General features: G+C 54.3%; 21 protein-coding genes and 1 tRNA gene. 16 read left to right on the top strand and 6 right to left on the bottom strand.

The genetic code is table 11. The annotated features are described in order from the left end of the window. Positions 1–2 precede the first annotated feature (2 nt). The gene (def, locus tag D9N13_RS18840; RefSeq protein ID WP_290593218.1) at positions 3–545 is read left to right on the top strand and encodes a peptide deformylase; all 543 of its coding nucleotides are present in this window, start codon (positions 3–5) and stop codon (positions 543–545) included. Here the strand turns inward: def and D9N13_RS18835 are convergent. Further along, positions 523–987 (bottom strand): EVE domain-containing protein, encoded by a 465-nt coding sequence (locus tag D9N13_RS18835; protein ID WP_290593216.1) that lies wholly within the window; start codon positions 985–987, stop codon positions 523–525. The two genes, def and D9N13_RS18835, sit on opposite strands and share 23 nt — an antisense overlap. A 219-nt stretch (positions 988–1,206) precedes the next feature. On the opposite strand from D9N13_RS18835, the gene D9N13_RS18830 reads away from it, so the two are divergent. The 5 genes from D9N13_RS18830 to D9N13_RS18810 all read left to right on the top strand — a co-directional run bounded on the left by D9N13_RS18830 (position 1,207) and on the right by D9N13_RS18810 (position 10,693). Further along, positions 1,207–1,722 carry a hypothetical protein gene (locus D9N13_RS18830; protein ID WP_290593214.1) on the top strand — a complete coding sequence of 172 codons (516 nt, stop codon included), beginning with the start codon at positions 1,207–1,209 and terminating at the stop codon, positions 1,720–1,722. A 67-nt stretch (positions 1,723–1,789) separates the two neighbouring features. Continuing rightward, entirely contained in the window at positions 1,790–3,265 is a 1,476-nt protein-coding gene (locus D9N13_RS18825) for a helix-turn-helix transcriptional regulator (protein WP_290593213.1), read from the top strand. A gap of 187 nt (positions 3,266–3,452) precedes the next feature. Further along, positions 3,453–5,102 (top strand): electron transfer flavoprotein-ubiquinone oxidoreductase, encoded by a 1,650-nt coding sequence (locus D9N13_RS18820; RefSeq protein ID WP_290593211.1) that lies wholly within the window; start codon positions 3,453–3,455, stop codon positions 5,100–5,102. Positions 5,103–5,378: 276 nt separating this feature from the next. Then, the gene (locus D9N13_RS18815) at positions 5,379–8,282 is read left to right on the top strand and encodes a hybrid sensor histidine kinase/response regulator (RefSeq protein ID WP_290593209.1); all 2,904 of its coding nucleotides are present in this window, start codon (positions 5,379–5,381) and stop codon (positions 8,280–8,282) included. A 116-nt stretch (positions 8,283–8,398) separates the two neighbouring features. After that, complete coding sequence (locus D9N13_RS18810; RefSeq protein ID WP_290593207.1) at positions 8,399–10,693, top strand: CHASE domain-containing protein; 2,295 nt, start codon at positions 8,399–8,401, stop codon at positions 10,691–10,693. Between the two features lie 15 nt (positions 10,694–10,708). Here the strand turns inward: D9N13_RS18810 and D9N13_RS18805 are convergent, their stop codons facing one another. The 4 genes from D9N13_RS18805 to D9N13_RS18790 all read right to left on the bottom strand — a co-directional run bounded on the left by D9N13_RS18805 (position 10,709) and on the right by D9N13_RS18790 (position 14,016). Then, on the bottom strand, positions 10,709–11,785 hold the full coding sequence (locus D9N13_RS18805; protein ID WP_290593205.1) for a hypothetical protein: 1,077 nt from the start codon (positions 11,783–11,785) through the stop codon (positions 10,709–10,711). A 99-nt stretch (positions 11,786–11,884) separates the two neighbouring features. Then, positions 11,885–12,754: an alpha/beta hydrolase gene (locus D9N13_RS18800; protein WP_290593203.1), complete on the bottom strand. Its 870-nt coding sequence runs from the start codon at positions 12,752–12,754 to the stop codon at positions 11,885–11,887. Between the two features lie 202 nt (positions 12,755–12,956). After that, positions 12,957–13,033, bottom strand: a tRNA-Pro gene (locus D9N13_RS18795). A 14-nt stretch (positions 13,034–13,047) separates the two neighbouring features. After that, on the bottom strand, positions 13,048–14,016 hold the full coding sequence (locus D9N13_RS18790) for a polyprenyl synthetase family protein (RefSeq protein WP_290593202.1): 969 nt from the start codon (positions 14,014–14,016) through the stop codon (positions 13,048–13,050). Positions 14,017–14,312: 296 nt separating this feature from the next. Here D9N13_RS18790 and rplU point away from each other — a divergent pair, with 296 nt between their 5' ends. From rplU to proB, 4 genes are all read left to right on the top strand, one after another. Continuing rightward, positions 14,313–14,624, top strand: coding sequence for a 50S ribosomal protein L21 (gene rplU, locus D9N13_RS18785; RefSeq protein WP_290593200.1), 312 nt, complete (start codon positions 14,313–14,315; stop codon positions 14,622–14,624). 20 nt (positions 14,625–14,644) lie between these two features. Further along, positions 14,645–14,905: a 50S ribosomal protein L27 gene (rpmA, locus tag D9N13_RS18780; RefSeq protein ID WP_290593199.1), complete on the top strand. Its 261-nt coding sequence runs from the start codon at positions 14,645–14,647 to the stop codon at positions 14,903–14,905. Between the two features lie 148 nt (positions 14,906–15,053). Next, positions 15,054–16,244 carry an Obg family GTPase CgtA gene (gene cgtA, locus D9N13_RS18775; protein ID WP_290593196.1) on the top strand — a complete coding sequence of 397 codons (1,191 nt, stop codon included), beginning with the start codon at positions 15,054–15,056 and terminating at the stop codon, positions 16,242–16,244. Between the two features lie 35 nt (positions 16,245–16,279). Then, positions 16,280–17,422 carry a glutamate 5-kinase gene (proB, locus tag D9N13_RS18770; protein ID WP_290593195.1) on the top strand — a complete coding sequence of 381 codons (1,143 nt, stop codon included), beginning with the start codon at positions 16,280–16,282 and terminating at the stop codon, positions 17,420–17,422. Positions 17,423–17,484: 62 nt separating this feature from the next. Here the strand turns inward: proB and rpsT are convergent, their stop codons facing one another. Next, positions 17,485–17,751: a 30S ribosomal protein S20 gene (rpsT, locus tag D9N13_RS18765; RefSeq protein WP_290593193.1), complete on the bottom strand. Its 267-nt coding sequence runs from the start codon at positions 17,749–17,751 to the stop codon at positions 17,485–17,487. A gap of 275 nt (positions 17,752–18,026) precedes the next feature. Here rpsT and murJ point away from each other — a divergent pair, with 275 nt between their 5' ends. The 6 genes from murJ to ispH all read left to right on the top strand — a co-directional run bounded on the left by murJ (position 18,027) and on the right by ispH (position 25,469). Then, positions 18,027–19,595, top strand: a complete 1,569-nt coding sequence (gene murJ, locus D9N13_RS18760; protein ID WP_290593191.1) for a murein biosynthesis integral membrane protein MurJ — start codon at positions 18,027–18,029, stop codon at positions 19,593–19,595. A 105-nt stretch (positions 19,596–19,700) separates the two neighbouring features. Continuing rightward, the gene (gene ribF / locus D9N13_RS18755; RefSeq protein ID WP_290593189.1) at positions 19,701–20,642 is read left to right on the top strand and encodes a bifunctional riboflavin kinase/FAD synthetase; all 942 of its coding nucleotides are present in this window, start codon (positions 19,701–19,703) and stop codon (positions 20,640–20,642) included. A gap of 5 nt (positions 20,643–20,647) precedes the next feature. Continuing rightward, positions 20,648–23,458 carry an isoleucine--tRNA ligase gene (ileS, locus tag D9N13_RS18750; RefSeq protein WP_290593187.1) on the top strand — a complete coding sequence of 937 codons (2,811 nt, stop codon included), beginning with the start codon at positions 20,648–20,650 and terminating at the stop codon, positions 23,456–23,458. 51 nt (positions 23,459–23,509) lie between these two features. Continuing rightward, positions 23,510–24,019: a signal peptidase II gene (gene lspA / locus D9N13_RS18745; RefSeq protein ID WP_290593185.1), complete on the top strand. Its 510-nt coding sequence runs from the start codon at positions 23,510–23,512 to the stop codon at positions 24,017–24,019. After that, on the top strand, positions 24,016–24,516 hold the full coding sequence (locus D9N13_RS18740; protein ID WP_290593183.1) for a peptidylprolyl isomerase: 501 nt from the start codon (positions 24,016–24,018) through the stop codon (positions 24,514–24,516). Before lspA ends, D9N13_RS18740 begins: the two co-directional genes overlap by 4 nt. Positions 24,517–24,536: 20 nt before the next feature. Further along, a complete protein-coding gene (gene ispH, locus D9N13_RS18735; protein WP_290593385.1) occupies positions 24,537–25,469 on the top strand; it encodes a 4-hydroxy-3-methylbut-2-enyl diphosphate reductase in 933 nt (310 codons plus the stop codon). Positions 25,470–25,535: the final 66 nt, after the last annotated feature.

Raw genomic sequence — 25,535 nt, 5'->3', positions numbered from 1 at the left:
TTATGAAGCCGGATGATTTTGAGATCGTAGAACTGGGTGATCCCCGTCTGCGGCAAGTGGCCCGCGCAGTGGATGTGGCTGACCTGACTTCGGCGCTGGCCTATGCCGATATTTTGCAGTATTGGATGGATCAGCGAGGTGGTGTGGGAATTGCTGCTCCGCAAATCGGTGTGCCGTTGCAGATGATGATCATTGCCTCGCGCCCCAATGCCCGCTATCCGGACGCGCCCGCTATGGCACCGTTGTTGATGATCAACCCTGAACCCCAAAATCTTTCGGAAACCCACACAGCCCTGTGGGAAGGCTGCCTGAGTGTGCCGGGATTGCGGGGCAAGGTAACCAGGCCGGAAGGATTGGATGTCCGGTTTTATGATAGAACCGGACAGTCTCGCTTGCTTGAACTGACCGGTTTCCCGGCCAGAATCTTTTTACATGAATACGATCACTTGATCGGTAAGACCTTTGTGGATCGTGTTGCCTCGCCACAGGATCTGGTAAGCGAAAAGGTGTATCTGCAACAGATTATTGCTGCGCCAAGCCCATAATAAAATTCCATTGCGCTTCGGTAACCGGCATTACCGACAGCCGATTACCTTTTCTTACCAGTGCCATATCCTGCAATGCCGGAATCTTTTTCAGTTCGTCCAGGCTGATGGTGTCCTTGAATTTTGATTTAAAGCGCACCTGGGGACAGTACCAGCGTGGGTTGTCGGGTGTGGATTTCGGGTCGTAATATTTTGCTTCGGGATCAAATTGGGTAGGGTCGGGGAAGCCGTCCTTAATCACTTCAGCAACGCCGACAATACCCGGAACTTTGGTGTTGGAATGGTAAAAAAAGATCAGGTCACCTTTTTTAACCTCATCTCTCAACATGTTACGGGCCTGGTAGTTACGTACCCCGTCCCAGGGTTCCCCTTTTTTTCCCCGCGCTTTTAAATCATCGATGCCGAACGTATCCGGTTCGGACTTGAACAACCAATAAGACATCACACTGATTCCCAGAATATTATTAGGCAAAATGTGGAGGAGATTGTACCTCCCTCTTCAAAAAAGAGCCAAATCACAGTAAAGTGGCTATTGGTGATATTTTTGTTTACTTTTTTTCCTACTTTGGAAAGTTTAGAACGTCTCGCATAACCTGAAGCTTCGCTCGCGCATGGGCCTCAGGTAAATTAAATCGTTGTATTACATAGACTCGCGGATAATATGAACGACACGAACGAAAACCCGATTTACGAGTTAAAGCCGGAGATAAACTTCTGTACCTGTGGGTGTGAAGCCCGTTTGGTAAAAGAGCGCAGTGCCGAGTCGGAGAAAGGAAAGCTCCGCTACGTGGTGCGCTGTCTGGATGAAATCTGTGGCCATCAAGGCCGTTACACTCAGTATCCCTGGCAGGCGATTCTGGAATGGAATAAGTCCCCCATGTCAGAGTTTCCGGAAGATTTCCAGATCCCGTTTATGAACCTGGCAGGCCTGTCCGGTGAGGAAATTCGCCAACGGCTCAATGAGCACCGCATGGCACTGGAACAGAAAATCAAGCAGCTGCGGGCGGAGAAGGTAAGTGGCAACACTGAGGAAATGAAAATTGCGCGCCTGCAATTAATGTGGGTGATTTACGCGCAGAGTTGGGCCAAGCTTAAATTCCCCCGGGAGGATGAGTTGAATCCACCGGAGCGCAATGCTGAAACGCCGGCACCCACCGGTCAGACGCAGGAAGCATAGTTAAATCTTTTGCTAATTGACTTCAGGTTTTGCAACAATGGGGCAATGTGAATAACGTTGCCCCATTATGCTGTTAAGAACCCGATTTTACCTGCCACCGTTACGTGCCAATGCCGTGGTGCGTGCCCATCTGATTCAGCGCCTGGAGGCCAGTGCCGGTGGCTCGCTGCTGCTGGTGTCGGCACCTGCGGGGTACGGTAAAACCACCCTGGTCAGCCAATGGTTGCATCACAAGCCGCAGCAGTTTGCCTGGCTTAGCCTGGGGCCCGAGCACGATGTGATGACAGTGTTCTGGCAATATGCGATTCAATCGCTGCAGCAAATACAACCTCGCCTGGGTCAGGAGGCACAAGCGGTGTGGTTGGAATCACCGCGACGCAACTACGCCAGTGTGGTGATCTCGTTGCTGAACGATCTGGATGCGCTGGGTGAGCGCAACCAGTCCGATGACCCCATCACCCTGGTGTTGGATGATTTTCACCATATAAAGAATGCGCAACTGCTTTCCCTGATCAACACCTTTCTGGATCATTTGCCTTCATCCCTGCGCGTGGTGATGACTTCACGGGATCAACCGGATTTGAATTTGCCTCGCCGCCGGGCCAGCGGTCAATTACTGCAACTGGGCGCCGAAGACTTGCGCTTTGATCCCGGAGAAAGCGTGGCATTCTTTCACCACACCATGCTCCTGAACCACGCCGATGACCTGTTGGCCAGGTTCAGCAAGCAGACCGAAGGCTGGGTGGCCGGATTACAACTGGTGGCCTTATCGTTGAAAAACCACACTCTGGCTGCGGAAGATCTGTTACAACAGCAACCGCTGGATCGACACGTGTCGGATTACCTGTTGGATGAAGTTTTTCGCAAGCAGCCTGAGCCGTTAAAACAATTTCTGATGCAGACGGCACTGGCACCCCGGTTTTGCGCCGGGTTGTGTAACGCGGTGGGGCAGCGCCATGACAGTCTGCAACTGATTACAGAACTGGAAAGCAGTGATTTGTTCCTGGTGGCCCTGGATAATCATCGTACCTGGTATCGTTACCACGATCTTTTTCGGCAGTTCCTGCTGCAGATAGCACAACAATGGCCCCAGCAGGAACGCCGACAGTATGGCCGGCGTGCGCTGGCCTGGTTGCGGGAAAACGGCTATTACGCCGATGCCATGGAGTTGTGCATACAGCAGGAAGACTGGTCAGAGGCCAGGGCGTTGCTTGCCGATGAGTGGCTGTTGATGGAGGAGGGAGCCCGACAGAAAAAGGCCTATTGGCTTTCCCGTTTGCCACAGGAAGTGACGGCAACGCCGGCGCCGGCTGGCATTGCCGGCGCAACGCAAAGTGATAGCAAAGAACCCGCCTCCGTGGAGCCGCTCACCCGGCGGGAACAGGCGGTGCTGGCGTTGATCAGTGACGGCCTCACCAATAAGGAAATAGCAGACCGGTTATTTATATCACCCAATACCCTCAAAGTTCATATCCGCAACCTGTATGGAAAAATGGGGGTGGAAAACCGAACCCAGGTATTGCTGAAAGTAAAATCCACTTAGATCAGCGGTACTCAATTCCACTTCTGTTTCTCACTTTCCCACTCTTGATATCAACCCTCCGTATCACCCCTCCATATCACCCCTTGATTTCACCTGCAGGGGTGATTTGTTCTGCCATGCCGTGCAGTACTCTGGATTCTGGTAAACGGGCATCAGCCCAAAGCACAAGAAACGGAAGGAGAGCGTGATGGAACGGGATCAATTGGAATACGATGTGGTGATCGTGGGAGCAGGCCCGGCAGGATTGTCTGCCGCCTGCCGCTTAAAGCAGATTGCACACGATCAAGGCTCTGAGATCAGCGTCTGCGTAGTGGAAAAAGCCGCTGAAGTGGGGGCACATTCGTTGTCCGGTGCTGTGTTGCAGCCCACTGCCTTGCAGGAGTTATTCCCTGACTGGGAACAGCGCGGAGCGCCGTTAACGGTACCGGTTACCGAAGACGAAGTACATTATATGCTGTCCGGTCAGCGCAGCATGCGCTTCCCACGCCGGCTTGCTGCCCGCATGATCCATAATGAAGGCAATTATATTATCAGTCTGGGTGTGTTCTGCCGCTGGCTGGCCCAGCAGGCGGAGACGCTGGGGGTGGAGATCTACCCTGGGTTTACCGCCTCGGAACTGCTATTGGATGACGGCAAGTGTGTGGTGGGCGTACGCACTGGCGATATGGGACGGGATCAGCAGGGCAGCCCCAAAGACAGTTTCCAACCGGGAGTGGATCTGCGGGCCAGGTACACATTGTTTGCCGAAGGTTGCCGTGGCCATCTCGGCAAACAGTTAATCCAGCGTTTCCAACTGGATGCCAACAGCGGCACACAGCATTATGCCATCGGTATTAAGGAAGTATGGGAGATCGATCCCGGGCAGCATCAGCCCGGCAAGGTGTTGCATTGCTTTGGCTGGCCCCTGGCCCGTAGCGGCAGCGGAGGCGGCGCGTTTCTGTACCATGCGGAAAACCATCAGGTTGCACTGGGGCTGATCACGGATCTCAATTACAGCAACCCGTGGATGAGCCCGTTCGATGAGTTTCAACAGTGGAAGCTGCATCCGCTGATCAAACCCTTATTGCAGGGTGGAAAGCGTCTCGCCTATGGCGCACGGGCCATCAACAAAGGCGGATTACAGGCAGTGCCTGCGTTGAGTTTTGCGGGTGGGTTGCTGATCGGCTGTGATGCCGGATTCATGAATTACCCGAAGATCAAAGGCAACCACACCGCCATGAAAAGCGGTATGCTGGCTGCCGAAGTGGTGGCGGAAGCCCTCGCTGCCGGCCGCAACCAGGCGGATCTGGTGGAGTATCAGGACGCGTTTCGGCAGTCCTGGCTCTACGACGAATTGCATCAGGCCCGCAATGTTGCCCCTGCCATGCATCGTTTTGGCATGTTATTGGGTTCAGCGTTCAGCTTTATCGATTACGGCCTGTTGCGGGGGCGTCTGCCCCTTACCCTGAAAGATAATCAGGCGGATCATGAAAGCCTCAAACCCATTGACCAGGCAGTACCACTGACCTACCCAAAACCAGATGGCTTGATTACCTTTGATAAGCTTTCTTCAGTGTACTTGTCCAATACCAACCATCGTGAGGATCAGCCCTGTCACCTGCAACTCAAGAACCCTGAAGTGCCGCTGCAATTCAATCTACCTGCCTATGGAGAGCCGGCCCAGCGTTACTGCCCTGCCGGGGTCTATGAGGTGGTGGAAGAGCTGGGGCAGCCGGTATTTCGCATCAATGCCCAGAACTGCGTTCACTGTAAAACCTGTGATATTAAAGACCCCACTCAAAATATCACCTGGGTGCCACCGGAAGCCGGCGGAGGGCCAAATTACACGGCAATGTAGCCGGGCCGAGCATTAAACGTAATATAATCAAATGGTTGTGCTCACTTGTTGCGCCGCTGGGGCTGACGTAACAACGAATTGTGGGCAGGCAGGCCAGAGAACGATGTCAATTAGGCTATAAAATTCCAATTGAGTTGTTCAAATATGGACATTGTGAGGCTGGGTTAGTCTATATTGAGTTACTACGGACAAGTAAATAGACGGACTGGTAGGACACCCTTGCAGCACGCTTCAGGCAGCTCAGAAAAGGACAGCACTTATAGGGATAGACTCAGGATGAATCAAAAGGCAATGCTTTCAGCTTGCCTGCTGGTGTTCTTTTGTCTGCTGACTGAACTCGCTCACGCTAAAACCGTTGCCCATCTCAATGCTCGTTTCAGCGCCATGCCGGTGAGTACCCTGGCTGAATATTATCTCGATGAAAGCAATAATCTGACGCTCGCTGATTTGCGCTCAATGCGGCGACAGGATTGGTTTCAAACGCAAAGCAGTGCCCCTTTTTTTGGTTACAGTCGAGATACCCTCTGGGTCCGGTTGCCCATTCACAATGCCGGCAGCACTTCGTTAAATACCTTATTGGAAGTTCAGTATCCACTGCTGGATCGGGTGGATGTCTTTGTGTTGGAGCGCGGTGACCTGGTGAAGGAATGGCATTTGGGTGATGATCTGCCGTTTGAGCAACGCCCGGTGGCCGCCAACAACTTCCTGGTGCCGCTGACACTACAACCCGATGCCATGGTGGACGTTTATCTGAAGATACGTTCCACCAGTTCGTTGGGAGCGCCCTTAACCCTTTGGGATTATGATCATTACTTTGATGCCCAGCAGCCCATTATGGTAGGGCAGGGGCTGTACTACGGCATCATTGTGGTGATGGTGTTGTATAACCTGTTCATCTATGTGAGCGTTCGCCACGTAAGTTACCTGTATTACATCGGTGCCGCGCTGGGCTGTTCCAGCTATGTGGCTGCCGCACAGGGTATCGGGTTTCGCTTTCTATGGTCTGATTATCCCGCCCTGAATACGGTGGTGATTCCTGCATCCTTGGCCATATTCGGATTGATGGGAACACTGTTTGCTATCTCGTTGCTTGATATCCGCCGTAACACACCAAAAATCTACCGGGTATTCGTCGCCCTGGCTGTTTGCTTCTTGGGAGTGTTTGCCTTCAGTTTTATATTGGAATACCGGATGTCCACTATTCTGGTGTCCATGGTGGGTATGCCAACCACCCTGATCGTGATTTGCTGTGGCTTCTATTTCATGCATCTGGGGGTGCGGGCAGCGCGGTTTTTTGTTCTGGCCTGGACGGTTTTGCTGGCCTCGGTGTTTGTAACGGGGTTAAGCAAGTTTGGTGTTTTCCCCAGCAACACCCTGATTAATCATTCGGTGCAATTGGCTTCAGCGGTGGAAATACTATTGTTTTCATTTGCCCTGGCTGATCGCATTAACGAAGAGCGCAGGGCCACGCTGGAAGCACAACAACAGGCAGTGAAAAACGAAATGAAAGTTCGGGAACAGCACAAGCGTTACCTGGAACTTAAATATCAGTCCGCCGTGGATGATCTCAAGTCGCGCCAGGATTTGTTGCTGGCGCAAACGGAAAATGATGCCAAGAGCCGTTTTCTTGCCACCATGAGCCATGAAATTCGTACCCCGCTCAATGGTGTGTTGGGGATGTCGGAATTGATGTTGGATACAGAGCTGGACGATGTGCAGCGACACTACCTGGCATCCATATCCCAGTCGGGCAAAGCGTTGCTGGGAATAATTGATGACATCATGGATTACGCAAACATTGCTGAGGGCAACCTTGAGCTGAAAAAGAAAGATGTGGATCTTGAACAACTGTGTCAGGAGTGTGTGACGTTTTTTGCAGCCAGCGCGGAAGCGAAACAGCTGGATCTGCTGTGTTCGTTTGCACCTGATGCGCCCCGTTACGTGAAAGCGGATCCGGTCAGGTTGCGGCAAATTTTGTTGAATTTGTTGGCGAACGCCTTCAAGTTTACTCAGAAAGGGTATGTCAGCGTGCGGGTTTCGGTGGACACCGCAATTAAAGATCAGAGTGCACAAAAGTTGCGTTTTGATGTGGTGGATACTGGAATTGGCATTGATCAGGATGCCCAGGGCCGACTCTTCAAACCATTCTGCCAGGCTGATCTCAGCGTTAATCGTCGCTTTGGCGGCAGTGGACTGGGATTGAATATATCGAAGAAGCTGGCAGAGCTTATGGGGGGAGAGATTGGTGTAGTCAGTGCTCCTGGCAGAGGCAGCCGATTCTGGTTCAGTATTGAATGTCGTCGTGCCAGCAGAAAATTCGTTCGCAATTGTGTATTGCCGGTGGCGCCGTTGCAGAATAAAACCGTATTGATCATGGTGAATTCGCCGGCGATGGCCAATGTTTTAAAAGAGCAGACCGCAGCCTGGGGCATGAAACCGCTACTGGCATCAGGATGGAGCGAGGCCTCTGAGATGATCCATTATGAAGCATGCCGGGGCAGTGGTGTGCAGCAGGTGATTGTCGATTACACGGATTCCGTACTGGATTTTGTGCTGAGTCTGCGCAGCCGTTCGGATATAAAAACGCCGAAGTTTATCTTTATAAACAGTATGGCGAGCGCCCGTGAGAGCAAGTCCATGGCCTATCAGGATATGATCGGCTGTTTGCAAAAACCGTTCGCCCCCCGCCAGTTACACCAGTTGATCCTGCAGTTGGAAGAGGAGCCAGTCTTGCCCGATATTGAAGAGATTGATGCAATCGACGCACAGTTTAGCGGCAGGCAGGTGCTGGTGGTGGAAGATAATAAAGTAAATCAGATGGTTATTGCCGGGCTGCTTGGCAAGCTGGGGGCGGGCTTTCACATTTGTGAAAATGGCCAGGCGGCCATTGAGCTATTGATAGCAAAGCATCACGAGTTTGATGTGGTATTGATGGATTGCGAAATGCCTGTATTGGATGGATACAGCGCGGCGGCCAGGATCAGGCAGTTTGAAAACAGCAAACATTTGAAACCGATCCCCATTATCGCATTGACTGCCCATGTGCTGAAAGAACATCAGGAGAAGGCCCGTGTCGTCGGCATGGACGAGCATTTACCCAAGCCGGTGGATACTCTTGCGCTGCGTAATGTTCTCGGGCGCTATCTTGGCTACTACCCTCTGAAAGCGAGCAACGAGTAACGCCCCGCCCGAATTATCCCTGTTGCAGGCCCAGCCGGGTCTGTATAAATCGGCTCGACAGTGTTTATTAGCTGCTATTCTTAGTGCATATCCGTTGGGGCTGGAGCGCTGCTGGAGTGAATAAAAACATCCTGAGAAATGTGCTGGTGCTGCTGTTGTACTGGGGGCTTGCCCTTAGTACCGAGTTGCTGGCGATCCCTCCGGATTATGCAACCCCGGTTTGGCCTGCGGCGGGCGTGGCGCTGGGCTTCGTACTGCTTTATGGGCGTATGATATACCCCGGTATCTTTCTGGGGGCGCTGGCTGCCAATGTTTACACCTCATTCAATCAGGGCATCGATATCACTCAGCAGCAGGTGTCGTTTGCGGCGATCATCGGCATTGGCGCCGTTATTCAGGCAGCGTTTGCCCGCTTCCTGATGGCCCGTTTTTCCCTTTTGCCGGAAGACTTGTCGAACGGCTCCCAGATTTTGCGTTTCCTGGTGGTGGCAGGGCCAGTCAGTTGTCTGGTGAACTCCCTGAATGGTGCCACCATGTTGGGGCTGTTTGATATTGTTCCCTGGTCATATTGGTTAAGCAATTGGATCGTCTGGTGGGTAGGGGATTCGGTCGGCGCATTGGTCGTTACACCTTTTCTTATTCAGTTGTTCAATCGCAACCCGCAGCAAGAACGCAACCTGCAGACGGCACTGTTACCCATTAGCTTTCTGGTGTTGGTCATTGCGTCATTCTATTTTGTCCGTAGCCTGGAACAGGAAAATCGGCGCACGCTTATCGCCGATATCGGGCAGCAGCATGAGGCGGTTCTGCGGCTCAATATCAATGAGTTGAAAGTGATTCTGGCGGCTGCCGCCAGTTTTATTACCGCCAGTGACGCCGTTACTGCTTCTGACTTTGATACCTTTTGTCGCCCTTTGATGCTGGATCATCCGTCAGTATTGGCGGTGCAGTGGTTGCCCCTGATTGAACAGAATGAGCGCGGCCCGTTTGTACAAGCCCTGCGTCAGCAGGGCTATCCCCGGTTCGAGATTCGGGAAATCGGCACGGAGGGGCAGATGTTGGTGAGCCGGGATCATCCCCGCTATCTACCCATCGCCTACACCCATCCTTTTACCGGTAATGAGCGGGTTCATGGCCTCAATGTGCTGGGGTTGGATTATCGGCGTGGAGACTTGGAACAGGTGCTTGATCAGAGCAAAACCCTGGCCAGTGAGCCGCTGACCCTGGTGCAGCACCAGAAGTCTGAAATCTCTTATATCATGGCGGCACCGAGCTATGAGTATACGGGCACAAGGGTAAATGGGGTGGTGCAGGTAATCTTCAAGGTGGATCAGGTTATACAGCGCTCAATTCGGGACCCCGCTCTTCTGGCGGCCATTCGCTTGCTGGATGTCAGTGTTGGTGGCCCCCCGGTGACACTCTATGAAGGCGAGCAGGCCGGCCGGAAGGCAGAGTGGCATACGGTGTTCGAGTTTCTGGGGCGGTCGATCAAATTGGAGTTGTCGGCTACCACGGCCATCATGCAGAAGGTTTCATCCTGGCAGAGCTATGCCATTTTGATCGGTGGGTTGCTGTATGTGGCGCTGTTAGAAGCGGTGTTGCTGACCATGCTGACCCATCAGCGCTATATTCAAACACAGGTGGGTTTAAAGACTCAGGAGCTGGCCCTTGCCAAAGATGTTGCTGAGAAAGCCAGCATGGCTAAAACCGAGTTCCTGGCCAGCATGTCACATGAGCTGAGAACACCATTGAATTCTGTGATCGGGTTTACCCATCGGGTACTGCGTCGTTCCGGTCATAAACTGGATGAACGTAGCCGCGAATCTCTGGTCATCGTGGAACGTAATGCCAATCACCTGTTGGGTGTGATCAATAACCTGCTGGATATCAGTAAGGTGGATTTAGGTAAATTGGAGCTGAGCGTTTCAGAGTTCCCGCTGGATGAAATGCTGATGAACGCCCGGGATCAGTTTTTACCGCTGGCATTGGCCAAGGAGAATACGCTCAGGCTGGATTGCCAGTTCCACGGCATGATTCAGGCCGACTCCACACGGGTACGCCAAATTGTGATTAACCTGCTTTCCAACGCAGTGAAGTTTACCGCCGGAGGAAATATCACAGTTTCTCTCGTAGACCATGCCCGCAATGGGATCGCTGGTGTATTGCTGAAGGTTGAAGATGAAGGCATCGGCATATCGGAAAAGGATATCGGCCGATTGTTCAATAAATTTGAAAAAGTAGGCAATATGGAGCGCTTTAATCCGGAAGGTACCGGCTTGGGTTTGGCCTTGGTGAAAGAGCTGGCGGAATTGCATGGTGGTGCAGTGAGTGTTTGCAGCGAATTCGGCAAAGGAACCACCTTTTCAGTCTGGTTGCCACAGCGACAAGTTGGGGTTGCGGCAGAATCGTAAGGTTGGGATCACCCCTTACTGGGTAGGCTTTAAGGTTGCCAGCAAGTGGTCGACAATGTCAGTTGCTCCCGTTGGTTTAACAATGGGAGCGCGGCGCTGGCCGCAACCTTGGCTGACTTCCTCCTGCAGATTGCCGGTTCTTAGTTGTTCAGCACTGATCTCCTGGCAATAGGTTTTGTCCTGTTGCCATTGGATCAGCCAGGGTTCCTCCGGCCAGTCCTTCCTTGGTAGGTAGAGGATTGGGGTGCCACTGCAGGCTGCCTCCACAAAGGTACCGTATCCGGGTTTGGTGATGACCAGATCGCAATTGAACATCAAATCCAAATGCGGGATGTTCAGCTCCTGGCTATGCAAAAAGTTTGGAGGCAGCTCGTGGCTGTAAACGCCACCGTATAAAAACGTGGTGTTTTTGAAGCGGGGCCAGTTTGAAAAGTCAATCGGGTACGGCATGCCACCCATGGATATCAATACCAGGTGGTGGGGCTTTTCAAGGCGCAGCTCGCGTATAAGATCTCTTGTTTGGCCTGTTCTGCAAACCGGGTCCACATCGATCAGGTTGGTTAATCCTGGCATGGGCATATAAGGCGGCAGTCGAAAAAATCCGTCAGCGGCATTGAAATCCGAGCAGAGCGACTGGTAAATCTCATTTGCGTTGGGCTTGCCCTGGCAGTAGCCCCAAAAAATATCCGCCCAGTTCAGTGAGCAGAAATGAAAGCAGGGTATTGCCAGATTGGCAGCGGCGCGGGATAGCAACGGGCTGTTGTTGGAAAGCACCAGATCCGGGTTGTGTTTGCGCAGCAGATTTTCCAATCGCTTGATACGCTGTGGCCGCTCTTGAAGTTGAATTTGGTATTGCTGATAGGTTGCTTCCTCATTCGCTGTGAGGGCATCAAACATGGGAATGCCGACATCGGTTTCAATGTTTTCGTGGTGATGTGGATAGCTGAACCAGCGCTGTAACTCGCCAGGTGGTGCGCAACATTGAAGCGTGAGTGAATCAATACGGATCCGTTGCGTTAATTCGTGAATGACCGGTGCCGCTTGTGCCAGGTGACCAAATCCATGAAAAGAAATCCCGCAATATACCCGCATTACTACTGATCCTGACTGCATTGGTTCACTTAATGCTAGCAGGCCGGCGCGGGGCTGGGTAGGTTGAGAGTTAGGGAACTCCCAACCCGTGTGAAGTGCCTAGCGCTGGGCCTCGATCCATTGCGCAATATAATTTGCCACTGACTGCCAGTCGCTCATGCCTATGGTCCAGTGATTCCTTTGGGGGAACTGCCTGAAATCCGTAATGGCCGGAGTCCTTCTGTAGGCCTGAAAGTTCGCGTAGTTCAGGCGAGCAGTGATGGTGCGATCGATGCCTCCTGCAATCAGCAACAGAGGCTCCCTTGCCACATCAAACTGCAACTGCGCAGCCTTGGTGGTGGTGGCGCGCCCCACCCGACGTGATTCCGGCACCAGGTATTCTTCGTAGGCGGCCTGCTGCTCGCTTTCTTCCATACCGTTGGCGAAACCGTATTGAAACTGGCGCAGGGTAAGTTGAATGGGCTCATCCACGCTGATCAATGGGTTCAGCATGGGCCAGTTCGCTTTTAGAAACTCAGGCTCGGCACTGAGTACGCCGTAGGGAGGCGCCGAATGTATGGCAATGGCGCCGCTCAGCAGGCCTTCCTCCAGCAGCATCTGTGCAACCAGCCCGCCCATCGAGTGGCCAATGGCAATGGGCTTTTCATCCAGGGTGTTGATGAACGCGCGATACTGGTTAAGCACATCTTTCAGGCTAAGCTCGCCCAGCGTGGCATTGGGATGCAGTTGATTCTGCTCCTCTACACTGAACTCGTGCAGAGGCCAGGCGGGGGCATGGGTCTCATAACCCTGTGCCTCAAAGTAGTTTTGCCAGTCATTCCAGACAGCCGGTGTTAAGTACATGCCGTGGATAAATACGATGGTTTGACTGTTTCCAATACGGGAGAACTCCGCACTGCGCGGCCCTTCCTCCTCGATGACGTTGAGCTTGCATGCCCCCAATGAAAACAGCAGTGCTGCAGTGGTCAAAATCCTTCCGATCCGAGTTGATAACCCCACGGAGTATCTCCTTTTGGTTTAGTTATATATTTGATTGATATGTCAGCGCTTAATTGTCGCCGTACCAAAAGGTAGAGGGGGGGAGGGGGCGATTTGTTACAGGGTTGACGCGGTAAATTTGCAGGTGAAGAACTCTGCTGGGCAGGAACAGGTGGGGGTGTGGAGAAGGAAATGGTCGGAGTGAGAGGATTCGAACCTCCGACCCCTGCCTCCCGAAGGCAGTGCTCTACCAAGCTGAGCTACACTCCGATCATGATTGCGGTTTAATGATTACGGGCAACCGCCAAGTCGCATAATGCTAACAGGGCTTCTTTATATATGGAATCTTCGATTGGGCCAAGGGCTTTTTTTGCCAGGCGTGCCTGTTCTTCGGCACGCTCAATGGTGTAATCAATAGCGCCGCAGGTTTTTACAGCCTGGGTGATGGCATCAATGGCCTCCAGGCCGCCGGTCCGGATGGCATTGCGGATCATCTGCTGATCGGGGGCGCCGGCGTGCTGCAGGGCGAATATCAGAGGCAGGGTCGGCTTGCCTTCCGCCAGGTCGTCTCCGACGTTTTTGCCCATCTCATCGGCGCTGCCGGTGTAGTCCAGTACGTCATCAATCAATTGAAATGCCAGCCCCAGGTGATCCGCGTAACGGGCAAAGGCCATCTCCACGGATTCTTTCGGGTTGGCGAGCACCGCGCCGGACTGGGCGGAGGCTTCAAACATTTTAGCGGTCTTGTAGCGGATCACCTCCATGTACTGATCTTCGCGGGTATCGGGGTTTTTGCAGTTGATCAGTTGCAGTACCTCCCCTTCGGCGATCAGGTTGGTGGCCTCTGACAGAATTTGCAGAATCCGCATATTGCCCACGTTAACCACCATCTGAAACGAGCGCGAGATGAGAAAATCACCCACCAGCACGCTGGGCGCATTGCCCCAGACTTCATTGGCGCTGGGTTTGCCCCGGCGCAGGGAGGATTCATCCACCACATCATCGTGCAGCAGGGTGGCGGTATGCAGAAACTCAACCACTGCCGCGATCTCCACATGACGGTGGCCTTCATAGCCCAGCGCGCGGGCGCTGAGCAGGCATACCAGCGGGCGCAGGCGCTTGCCGCCACTGTCGATAATGTAGTTGCCGATTTCCTTGATGAGCGGCACATGAGTATGTAACTGCTTGAAAATAAAGTCGTTAACCTGTTGAAAATCGGTCTCGACAGCAGCGGAAATCGCTTTAAAATCCATACCTAAAGTGACCTGGGCAGGGGGTGGCAAAGGGCCACACCAGTAAGAATGTGAAAACGCCCCGAATGCTATGGCGGGGCTTCGGGGGTGTCAAGCTAAAGACTTGATTTTACTTGTTGTCCCGCCTTTGTACAGGGTGGTGAAAATGACCCGAGGATTAGGCTTGCGCAGGTTATCCGATTCCCTTACAATTGCGCCCCCTGTGACCTGACGCCTATCAACAGAAAGCGTCGGTGGTCAGTCGGAACAAGACACACTATTCTGATGCTTTAGAAAAGCGGTTGGAGTCAGCAGCTATGTACGCGGTATTTGTAAGTGGTGGCAAACAGCACCGGGTCGCTGAAGGCGACGTGGTTAAGCTGGAACTTTTGGAAGCCGATCCCGGCTCTGCCATCGAGTTTGATCAGGTTTTATTGGTAGCCAACGGTGACGACGTTAAAATCGGTGCACCGGTTGTAGAAGGCGGAAAAGTGACGGCAGAAGTGGTGACCCACGGCCGTGGCGACAAGGTGAAAATCATCAAGTTCCGTCGTCGTAAGCACCATCGTAAGCAAATGGGCCATCGTCAGTACTTCACAGAAGTGAAGATCACTGGCATCAGCGCCTAAGACAGTTAAGGAGAAGCACAATGGCTCACAAAAAAGCGGGTGGTAGTACTCGTAACGGGCGCGATTCAGAGAGCAAACGCCTTGGTGTTAAGCGCTTCGGTGGTCAGGTGGTCAAGGCTGGTAACATCATTGTTCGTCAGCGTGGCACTCAGTTCCACTCTGGCACCAACACGGGTCTGGGTAAAGATCACACTATCTATGCGAAAGCAGACGGCGTGGTCAAGTTTGAAGTGAAAGGTCCTAAGAACCGTAGATTCGTTTCAATCGAGCCAGTAGCCTAAACGACACTGCTGTCGTCCAGGATTGCTTAAGCCCTGCCGTAAGGCGGGGCTTTTTGCGTTGTGCCTTTTTGCATCCTGCCGTGGGCACGGCGCCGCTGGTCGGAGTACAATTCAATCATTCTGGTTACGCGAATGCACAGGAGCAATCATGAAGTTTGTCGATGAGGCAGCTATTCGGGTGGAAGCTGGCGACGGCGGCAACGGCTGTCTGAGCTTTCGCCGGGAAAAGTATATTGAGTTCGGTGGCCCGGACGGTGGCAATGGTGGTGCGGGTGGCAGCGTGATCCTGCAAGCGGACGATGGGCTTAATACCCTGGTGGACTACCGCTACGAGCGCATTTTCAAAGCCAAACGAGGAGAAGGTGGTTCCGGTCGCAACTGTACCGGTGCCAGTGGTGAGGATCTGGTGCTGAAAGTGCCGGTGGGCACCACAGTGGTGGATGAAGACACTGAAGAGGTGTTGGGTGATTTGCTGAAAGCCGGTGACCAGTTTGTGGTGGCGAAAGGCGGCCGCGGCGGGCTGGGCAATACCTGTTTCAAATCCAGCACCAACCGGGCCCCCAGGAAGACCACGCCGGGTACGCTTGGCGAAAAGCGCAATCTGCGCCTGGAGCTTAAAGTGCTGGCGGATATCGGTTTGTTGGGTATGCCCAATGCGGGCAAATCCACCCTGATCCGCTCGGTTTCCGCGGCCAAACCCAAGGTGGCCGACTACCCCTTTACCACCTTGGTGCCCAATCTGGGCGTGGTAAAGGTGGATCGCCTGCGCAGTTTCGTTATGGCGGATATTCCCGGTTTGATCGAGGGCGCCGCTGAAGGCGCGGGGTTGGGCATCCGCTTTCTCAAGCATCTGGCGCGCTGCCGCATCCTGTTGCACGTGGTGGATATTGCGCCATGGGATCAAACCGATCCGGTGGAATCCGTGGATGCCATCGCCGGGGAATTGCAATTGTTCAGCCCGGCGCTGGCAGACCGTGAGCGCTGGCTGGTGTTGAATAAGATCGATTTGTTACCGGAAGCGGAAGCGCAGGCCCGTTGCCAGGAGATCATTGACGATCTGGGCTGGGAGGGGCCGGTGTTCCGGATTTCTGCCGTCAATGGCGTGGGTACTGGTGAGCTGGTGTTTGCCATCATGAACCATCTGGAAGAGTTGGATCAGCGCATGGCGGCGGATGAGGCGTTTGCCGAGGCGGAGCGGGCAGCCCGTCAACGGCTGGAGGAAGAGGCCCGTCTCAAAATTCAGGAATACAAGCACGAGCGCCGCCGCCAGCGCAACGCGGACGCGGATGATGATGACGACGATGATCACGATGTGGAAGTGGTGTACGCACCGCACTGATCGAGTGTGTAGCCGGTTGGAGAGCATGACTTACGATGTCTGACGACAATAGCCAAAGTGTGCGCCGCCAGGTGGCAGCTTCCCGCCGTTGGGTGGTGAAGATTGGCAGCGCGTTGTTGACCAATGATGGGCAGGGCCTGGACCAGTTGGCCATAGCCGGTTGGGTGCAGCAGATCGTGCAGCTGCGTCAGCGAGGGATTGAGGTGGTGCTGGTGTCCTCCGGATCGGTGGCAGAAGGCATGGCGCGGCTGGGTTGGAAGCAGCGACCTAAAGCCATTCATGATCTGCAGGCCGCCGCCGCTGTGGGCCAAATGGGGCTGGTGCAGACCTGGGAGCAGTCTTTCAAGGCCCATGATGTACATTCCGCCCAGGTGTTGGTGACCCACGACGATCTATCGGATCGCAAGCGCTACCTCAATGCCCGCAGCACGTTGTTGGCGCTTATTTCCCACGGGGTGGTTCCGGTGGTGAACGAGAACGACACCGTGGTCACGGACGAAATTCGCTTCGGTGACAACGACACCCTTGGGGCTCTGGTGACCAATCTGGTGGAGGCGGACCTATTGGTTATTCTGACGGATCAGGATGGTATGTTCGATGCCGACCCCCGCACCAACCCTTCCGCAAGATTGATTTCCCATGCCCGTGCCTCGGATCCGGCGCTGGTGGGTGTGGCTGGCGGCAGTGCCGGCAGCCTCGGGCGTGGTGGTATGGCCACCAAGCTACGCGCAGCGCAGCTGGCGGCCCGCTCCGGTGCTGCCAGCATCATAGTGGGGGGGCGCTTGCCCGCCGTGTTGTCCCGCATTCAGCAGGCAGAAGCGGTGGGCACCCTGCTCACAGCGGATGAATCACCCATGGCGGCGCGCAAGCAGTGGTTGGCCGGGCACCTGCAGATGCGTGGCGTACTGACTCTGGATGCCGGTGCCGCCAAGGTGTTGCGGGAGAAAGGTGTCAGCCTGTTACCGGTGGGAGTGCGGGATGTGACCGGCAATTTCTCCCGGGGTGAGATGGTGTCCTGTGTGGGGCCGGACAATCAGCGGGTGGCCTGTGGGCTGGTGAATTATTCCGCTGAGGAAGCCCGTCGCATTATGGGCAAGAGTTCTGATGCCATTGCGTCCATACTGGGGTATGTGGACGAGAAGGAGCTGATACACCGGGATAACATGGTGGTGTTCTGATGCAGAGCCCGAACACAAAAAAACCGGCTAAAGCCGGTTTTTTTGTGTTCCAGGAACAACGTTTAAGCAGCCAGATCCTTGATCTGTGCGCTCAGGCGGCTCTTGTGGCGAGCCGCTTTGTTCTTGTGGATAATGCCTTTGCTCACCATGCGGTCGATAACAGGTACCGCTTCCAGGTAGGCTTTCTGGGCGTTTTCCTTGTTGCCGGTGGCAATTTCGGAAACCACTTTCTTTATGTATGTGCGAACCATGGAGCGCAGACCGGCATTGTGTCTGCGACGCTTTTCAGCCTGGCGTGCACGTTTCTTAGCTGATTTGATGTTAGCCAAGGTCTAGCTCCTTATCTTATCGATAATCAGTAAAATTGCTGAAACTTGAACGTGTAACGTAACTTGAACGTCTAACTGTATTAGTAACTAATACAAGCAACTCATGTCGAATAATCAGACGCTAAGCGACTTGAATTCGAGGACGCAAGATTATTCCCACCCGGGCCCCTAGTGTCAAGGCCTATGGGCTATTTAAATCAAAGGATACGGATTTTCCGGCGTATCCGTATAATGGCCGCCTCAATGGGAGACCCAGTATTGATGAAAACCAAGCTATGAAGAACGAAAAGTCGGGGCGTAAGCAGGGCGGATTGTTGCGCTCCACCGGGATTGTCAGTCTGTTCACCATGTTGTCGCGGGTGCTGGGGCTGGTGCGGGACGTGGTGGTGGCCAATGTGTTTGGTGCCGGGGGCGGTGCGGATGCTTTCTTTGTTGCCTTCAAGATACCTAACTTCTTTCGGCGCCTGTTTGCCGAAGGTGCTTTCAACCAGGCTTTCGTGCCGGTTTTGTCGGAGTATCGGAGTCAGCGCGAACAGGTAGAAGTGCGCTTGCTGATCAGCTATACCATGGGTTCCCTGGGTGGGGTGCTGATGGTGATCAGTTTGATGTGTGTGGTGTTTGCCCCGGCCGTCACTTTTCTGTTTGCTCCGGGCTTTCACGATATGCCGGAGAAGTTCGATCTGGCGTCGGACATGCTCAGGCTCACCTTTCCCTACCTGTTGCTGATATCCCTCACCGCCATGCTGGGCAGCGTGCTCAACAGCTACGGGCGGTTTGCGATTCCCGCCTTTACACCGGTGCTGTTGAATCTCTGTCTGATTGGCGCCGCATTGCTGGTATCGCCCCTGATGGATCCGCCCATTATTGCCCTGGCCTGGGGGGTGTTGGCCGCGGGTGTGGTGCAACTGGTATTCCAGTTTCCCTTTGTCAGGCAAATCCAGCTGTTGTCGGTACCCCGCTGGGGCTGGTCTGACCCCGGGGTTAAGCGCATCCTGGCATTGATGTTACCGGCCATGTTCGGGGTATCGGTGGCACAGATCAACCTGCTGCTGGATACGGTGCTGGCGTCGTTTCTGGTGGACGGCAGTGTGTCCTGGCTGTATTACTCGGATCGCCTGATGGAGCTGCCGCTGGGGGTGTTCGGGATCGCCATCGCCACAGTGATTCTGCCCAGCTTATCCCGCAAGCATGCCAGCCAGTCGGTGGAGGCATTCTCGCAAACCCTGGATTGGGCCGTGCGAATGGTGCTGCTGATTGGCCTGCCGGCGGCCCTGGCGTTGGTGGTGCTGGCGGCACCGTTGCTGGTGACCCTGTTTCAGTATGGTGAATTCAGCGCGGCGGATGTGGACCGGGCCAGCCTCAGTTTGCAGGCCTATGGTGCCGGTTTGCTGGGCTTCATGCTGGTGAAGGTGCTGGCGCCCGGGTATTTCGCCCGCCAGGATACCAAAACTCCGGTCAAGGTGGGGATAAAAGCCATGGTGGCGAATATGGTATTCAATCTGGCGTTGATTGTGCCGCTGGCCCATGTGGGCCTGGCGCTGGCTACTTCACTGTCGGCGTTGCTGAACGCGTTTTTGCTGTGGCTGGGATTACGGCGGGAGGGTGTGTATCAGGCGCAGCCGGGCTGGTGGCTGTTTGTGCTGCGATTGGTGGTGTCTGCCGCTGTCATGGTGGCTGTTATTGTCTTTCTGAACAAGGATTTGGCGCAGTGGCTGGCCTGGGGCTGGCAATGGCGCAGTGGTTATCTGGCGGTGATGGTCCTGGCGGGTATGGCGGCGTATTTCGGCGCATTGCTGCTGCTGGGGATGCGCATGGGGGATCTGAGATCCCGACAGCTAGAGTGAGTGCCTGTTATGTCGCCGGCGGCAGGGAGGGATTGCCCTGTACGCAGTTATATCCGGCGTCCAAGTCCGCTATAATGCTCGCCTTTTTGGCATATTGGCAGGGTTATGGAGCTGATTCGCGGGGTACACAATTTACGGGCCCGCCACCGGGGGTGTGTGGCGACCATCGGTAACTTTGACGGGATTCACCTCGGGCATCGTGCCATCATCCGTCAAGTGACCGCCAAGGCCAAGACGCTGGCTGTACCGTCTGCGGTGATGGTGTTTGAACCCCAACCCCGAGAATTCTTTGCCCCGGAAGATGCCCCGGCCCGTTTGATGACCTTTCGTGAAAAGGTGGAAATCCTGGCAGAGCTGGGTTTGGATCGGGTGCTTTGCGTAAAATTCGATCAGCGATTCTGCAGTCAGTCGGCGCGGGAGTTTTGTGAAAACATCCTCATTCAGGGAATGGGGGTGCAGCATCTGGTGGTGGGGGATGACTTCCGTTTTGGCAATGACCGGGCCGGTGATTTCCGTTTTTTACAGAAGATGGGCGCGGCAAACGGCTTCAGTGTGGAAAACACTCACACCTTCGAATGGCATGGGGAACGGGTCAGCAGTACCCGGGTCAGAGAATGTCTTGAGAGCAGCGATTTTGATTCTGCCTCGGTGATGTTGTGTCGCCCGTTCTTTATGTCGGGCCGTGTGATACACGGGCAAAAATTAGGACGCACCATCGGTGTGCCCACCGCCAACCTGCTGCCCAAGCGGGTGCGAACGCCGGTTACCGGTGTCTTTGCGGTGGAGGTGCGGGGCCTGGGTGATGTGCAGCAGGGGGTGGCCAATCTGGGCACCCGACCCACACTGGGTGGTGAACAGGTGCGCCTGGAAGTGCACCTGCTGGATTTTAAGGGCGATCTGTATGGTAAGCACCTGCGAGTGATGTTCCGCCATAAAATCCGCGATGAGAAAAAATTCGACGGGCTGGATGCACTTACCAAGGCCATCCACCAGGATATTGAAACAGCAAAACATTTTTTTGCGAAACCAAAAGCAAAGGGCAATTGAATTTCATGGCCGATTACAAAGCGACATTGAATTTACCGGATACCGCTTTTCCCATGCGCGGCAACCTGGCTCAGCGTGAGCCTGAGCTGCTTAAACGCTGGCAGCAAATGGATCTGTATCATCAGGTGCAGGCCATCACTGCCGGGCGGCCTCAGTTCATTCTGCACGATGGCCCGCCATACGCGAATGGCGATATTCATATTGGCCATGCGGTGAATAAAATCCTGAAGGACACCATTATGCGCGCCAAGCGCCTGAGTGGTTTTGATGTGCCCTATGTGCCGGGGTGGGATTGTCATGGCCTGCCCATCGAACACAATGTGGAAAAGAAAATCGGCAAGGCCGGGGTCAAGGTTCCTTATTCGGAATTTCGCAAAAAATGCCGCGACTACGCCATGAAACAGGTCAATGGCCAGCGTGAGGATTTTATCCGCCTGGGGGTGCTGGGAGACTGGGATAATCCCTATCTCACTATGGACTTCAAAACCGAGGCTGACATCATCCGGGCGCTGGGCCGTATTGCGGAAAACGGCCACCTGGTGAAAGGTTTCAAGCCTGTCTATTGGAGCGTGGTGGGTGGTTCTGCGTTGGCGGAAGCCGAAGTGGAATATCAGGATAAAACCTCCACCCAGGTTGATGTGCGATTTGCGCCCCTGGATGGGGATGCCTTGGTCGGAAAATTCGGAATCGGTTCTGCATCGTTACCGGTTTCCGTTGTGATCTGGACCACCACGCCCTGGACTTTGCCGGCCAACCAGGCGGTGGCGCTGGCGCGGGATCTGGAATACAGCCTGGTGAAGCTGAATGCGGGCAGCGGTGATGAGCTGATCGTGCTGGCCAGCGACCTGGTAGACGCCGTATGTAAGCGCTATGGCGTGGACACTTTCGAAGTGATGGGCACGGCGCACGGTGCCGAGCTTGAAAACCTGCAATTGAAGCATCCCTTTATTCAGCGTGAGGTGCCCATTGTAATGGGGGATCACGTGACCACCGATGCCGGTACCGGCGCAGTCCACATCGCCCCCGATCACGGCCTCGATGATTTTAACGTGGGTTTGAAATACGGCATCAATACCCTTAACTATGTGGGCGCTGATGGTACCTACGGCGACGCAACACCTCTGGTGGCCGGAGAACATGTCTACAAAGTGGAGCCGAGAATTCTGCAGTTGCTGGAAAGCAATCATGCTCTGCTGCAGCAGGCGAAAATGACCCACAGCTATCCCCATTGCTGGCGTACCAAGACGCCTTTGATCTATCGGGCCACACCGCAATGGTTTATCAGTATGAACCAGAACGGCTTGCTGGATGCCTGCAGGAAAGCCGCCAATAAAGTGGAGTGGTTGCCGGAGTGGGGTAAGGCCCGGATTGAAGGCATGTTGGAACAAAGCCCGGACTGGTGTATTTCACGACAGCGTACCTGGGGTGTTCCCATTGCCCTGTTTGTGCATAAAGACACTTCCGAACTGCATCCCAATACCGCTCAGTTGATTGAGGCGGTGGCGAAAAAAGTAGAAGCCCAGGGCATGGATGCCTGGTTTGATCTGGATACGACTGAGCTGTTGGGGGATGATGCGGCCAGTTATGACAAAGTGACCGACACCCTGGATGTGTGGTTTGATTCCGGTGTGACGCACTATTCCGTGTTGGAGCAGCGGCACAACCTGCGTGTGCCCGCAGACCTGTATCTGGAAGGCTCAGACCAGCATCGTGGCTGGTTCCAGTCCTCATTGAAAACCAGTTTGGCCATTCGGGGCGAAGCACCCTACAAAACCGTGCTGACCCACGGATTTACCGTCGATGCCCAGGGCAAGAAAATGTCCAAATCCTTAGGTAATGTGGTGTCGCCTCAAAAAGTGATGAAGTCACTGGGCGCCGATATTATCCGCTTGTGGGTGGCGGCCACCGACTACCGTGGTGAGATGACGGTGTCTGATGAAATCCTCAAGCGTACGGCGGATTCCTATCGCCGCATCCGCAACACGGCCCGTTTCCTGTTATCCAATCTCAACGGCTTTGATCCCAAAGCGCATGGGGTTGCAGCGCAGGACATGCTGGCACTGGATCGCTGGGCAGTGCATCGTGCTGCCAGATTACAGCAGGAAATCATCGATAACTACAACGAGTATTCCTTCCATTCCATTTACCAGAAACTGCATAACTATTGCGTTGTGGATCTGGGTGGGTTCTACCTGGATGTGATCAAGGATCGACAGTACACCTGCCAGAAAGACAGTGTGGCCCGCCGCTCGGCGCAAACCGCGTTGTACCACATTGCCGAGGCACTGGTGCGCTGGATAGCGCCTATTCTCAGCTTTACGGCCGATGAGCTGTGGCAGTTTATGCCCGGTGAGCGCAGTGAATCCGTGCATCTGGAAACCTGGTATGAAGGCTTGTTTGAGCTGCCGGCCGGTGAGCCCATGAATGCGGATTTCTGGCAGACCATTCAAGGCGTTAAAACGGCGGTGAACAAGCAGCTGGAGGATGCCCGCAAGCAGGGTGTTGTTGGCGGCAGCCTGGAGGCGGAAGTGGACATCCATTGCAGCGAGGATCTGAAACAGGATCTGGATCGCCTGGGTGATGAGCTGCGTTTCGCCATGATCACCAGCGCAGTGCGCGTGCACCAGTGGAATCAGGGTGGTGATATCACCGAGGTGGATGGCTTGCGGGTAGAAGTGAAAAAGAGCGAGCATCAAAAATGCGTGCGTTGCTGGCACCTGCGTGAAGACGTGGGCGCCAACAGCGATCATCCTGAGCTGTGTTTACGTTGTGTTGACAATGTGGGCGGGGATGGAGAGCCACGGGATTACTGTTAAACTGCAGGCATCTTTGTTAATGAAACAGGGTTGATACAATCAGTGACCACCATGACAGAAAGCGTTAAAGACAAAGCAGAATCAGCCACCGGCATGTTGAAGTGGTTATGGCTCACCACCGTGGTGGTGATCATTGACCAGATTACCAAGCTGGCGGTGGACGGCAGTTTTGAAAAATACGAGCGGCTGGAAATTTTGCCTTTTTTCAATCTGACGCTGGCCTATAATGAGGGGGCAGCGTTCAGCTTCCTGGCGGGTGCCGGTGGTTGGCAGCGTTGGTTCTTTACCGGTATTGCCGTGGTGGTCAGCATCATGCTGGTTATCTGGTTACGCAAACTGCCGAAAAACGATTGGTGGTCGGCGGCGTCCATCGCCCTGATTTTGGGGGGAGCGCTGGGCAATCTGTATGACCGGGTTGCCTACGGCCACGTGGTGGATTTTTTGGATTTCCATTGGCAGGGAGCGCATTTTCCGGCGTTTAATGTGGCCGACAGTGCCATAACCGTCGGTGCGGCGATGATGATTATTGAGATGTTCTGGAAACCGGGATCTGCTAAATGAATGAATTACGCATTGGCCCGGGCAAACGAGTGACCCTGCATTTTTCGGTATTGTTGCTGGATGGTGCCGTGGTGGATTCCACCAAAGACCGGGCTCCTGCCACATTCACGGTGGGGGATGGCAATTTGCTGCCCGGCTTTGAGCAGAGTATTTTCGGTTTGAAAGCCGGTGACAAACGTTCGGTGCTGTTAGAGGCTGCCAATGCGTTCGGCCCCTACAACCCCGACAATATCCAGCGCATGCGCCGGGGCCTGTTCAGTGGTGACATGACCCTGGAACCGGGTGTGGTGGTGTCTTTTGCCGATAAAAGTAAGGCTGAGCTGCCGGGCGTAATCAAAAGTGTTGCTGAGGATCTGGTAGAGGTGGACTTCAATCACCCCCTGGCCGGCAAGGACCTGACTTTTCAGGTGGAAATCATCAACGTCGTGGACGCGCAGTCCCAGGCAGTCAGCTTGCAGAGTTCGAATCAAGCGTCAATACGAAACAACCAGCAGTAGTCGCTGCAAAGAGGCATATGATGGAAATCAAAATGGCAAACCCAAGAGGCTTTTGTGCCGGAGTGGACCGGGCCATTGCCATTGTGAATCGGGCGTTGGATGTCTTTGGTGCGCCCATCTATGTGCGGCATGAAGTGGTGCATAACAAGTATGTGGTGGATGGCTTGCGGGATCGAGGTGCCGTGTTCGTGGATGAACTCCATGAAGTGCCGGACGATGCCATTGTAATATTCAGTGCCCACGGTGTGTCCAAGCAGGTACAGCATGAAGCGGCGGACCGGGGCCTGAAAGTGTTCGATGCCACTTGTCCGCTGGTGACGAAAGTGCATATGGAAGTCATGAAGTATTCCCGCGATGGTATGGAATGTGTGCTGATCGGCCATGAAGGGCACCCTGAAGTGGAAGGCACCATGGGGCAGTACGATGTTTCCCATGGCGGTAACATTTATTTGGTGGAAACGGTTCAGGATGTGGCCAAACTCAGGGTTAACCATCCCGATAAATTGGCGTACGTGACCCAGACCACTCTGTCAGTGGATGATACCTCTGCCATCATCGATGCCCTGCGGCAACATTTTCCCGCCATCCAGGGGCCACGCAAGGATGACATCTGCTATGCCACCCAGAACCGTCAGGATGCGGTAAAAACCCTGGCCCTGGAGACTCAGGTGGTGTTCGTGGTGGGGTCACCCAACAGTTCCAACTCCAACCGCCTTCGGGAGCTGGCTGAACGTTGTGGTGCCAAAGCGTTTCTGGTGGATGAGCCGGCGCAACTGCAAGAGGAATGGCTACGCGGTGTGAAAACCATCGGTGTTACGGCCGGCGCCAGTGCGCCGGAAGAGCTTGTTTCACAGGTGGTGGATCAGTTGCGTGCATGGGGCGGCGCCACACCGGATGAACTGGTGGGGCGCGAGGAAAACATCGTATTTTCCATGCCCAAAGAGCTGCGCTGATACCGGTTGCGCCTGGCTGCGACAATCACTTGATAACCTAATAAGGTTTTTAAGTGATTGTTATAA

This window comes from Ketobacter sp. GenoA1, from assembly GCF_003671475.1.
Taxonomy (GTDB): Bacteria; Pseudomonadota; Gammaproteobacteria; order Pseudomonadales; family Ketobacteraceae; genus Ketobacter.
This window is presented reverse-complemented; position numbering and strand designations above follow the sequence as displayed.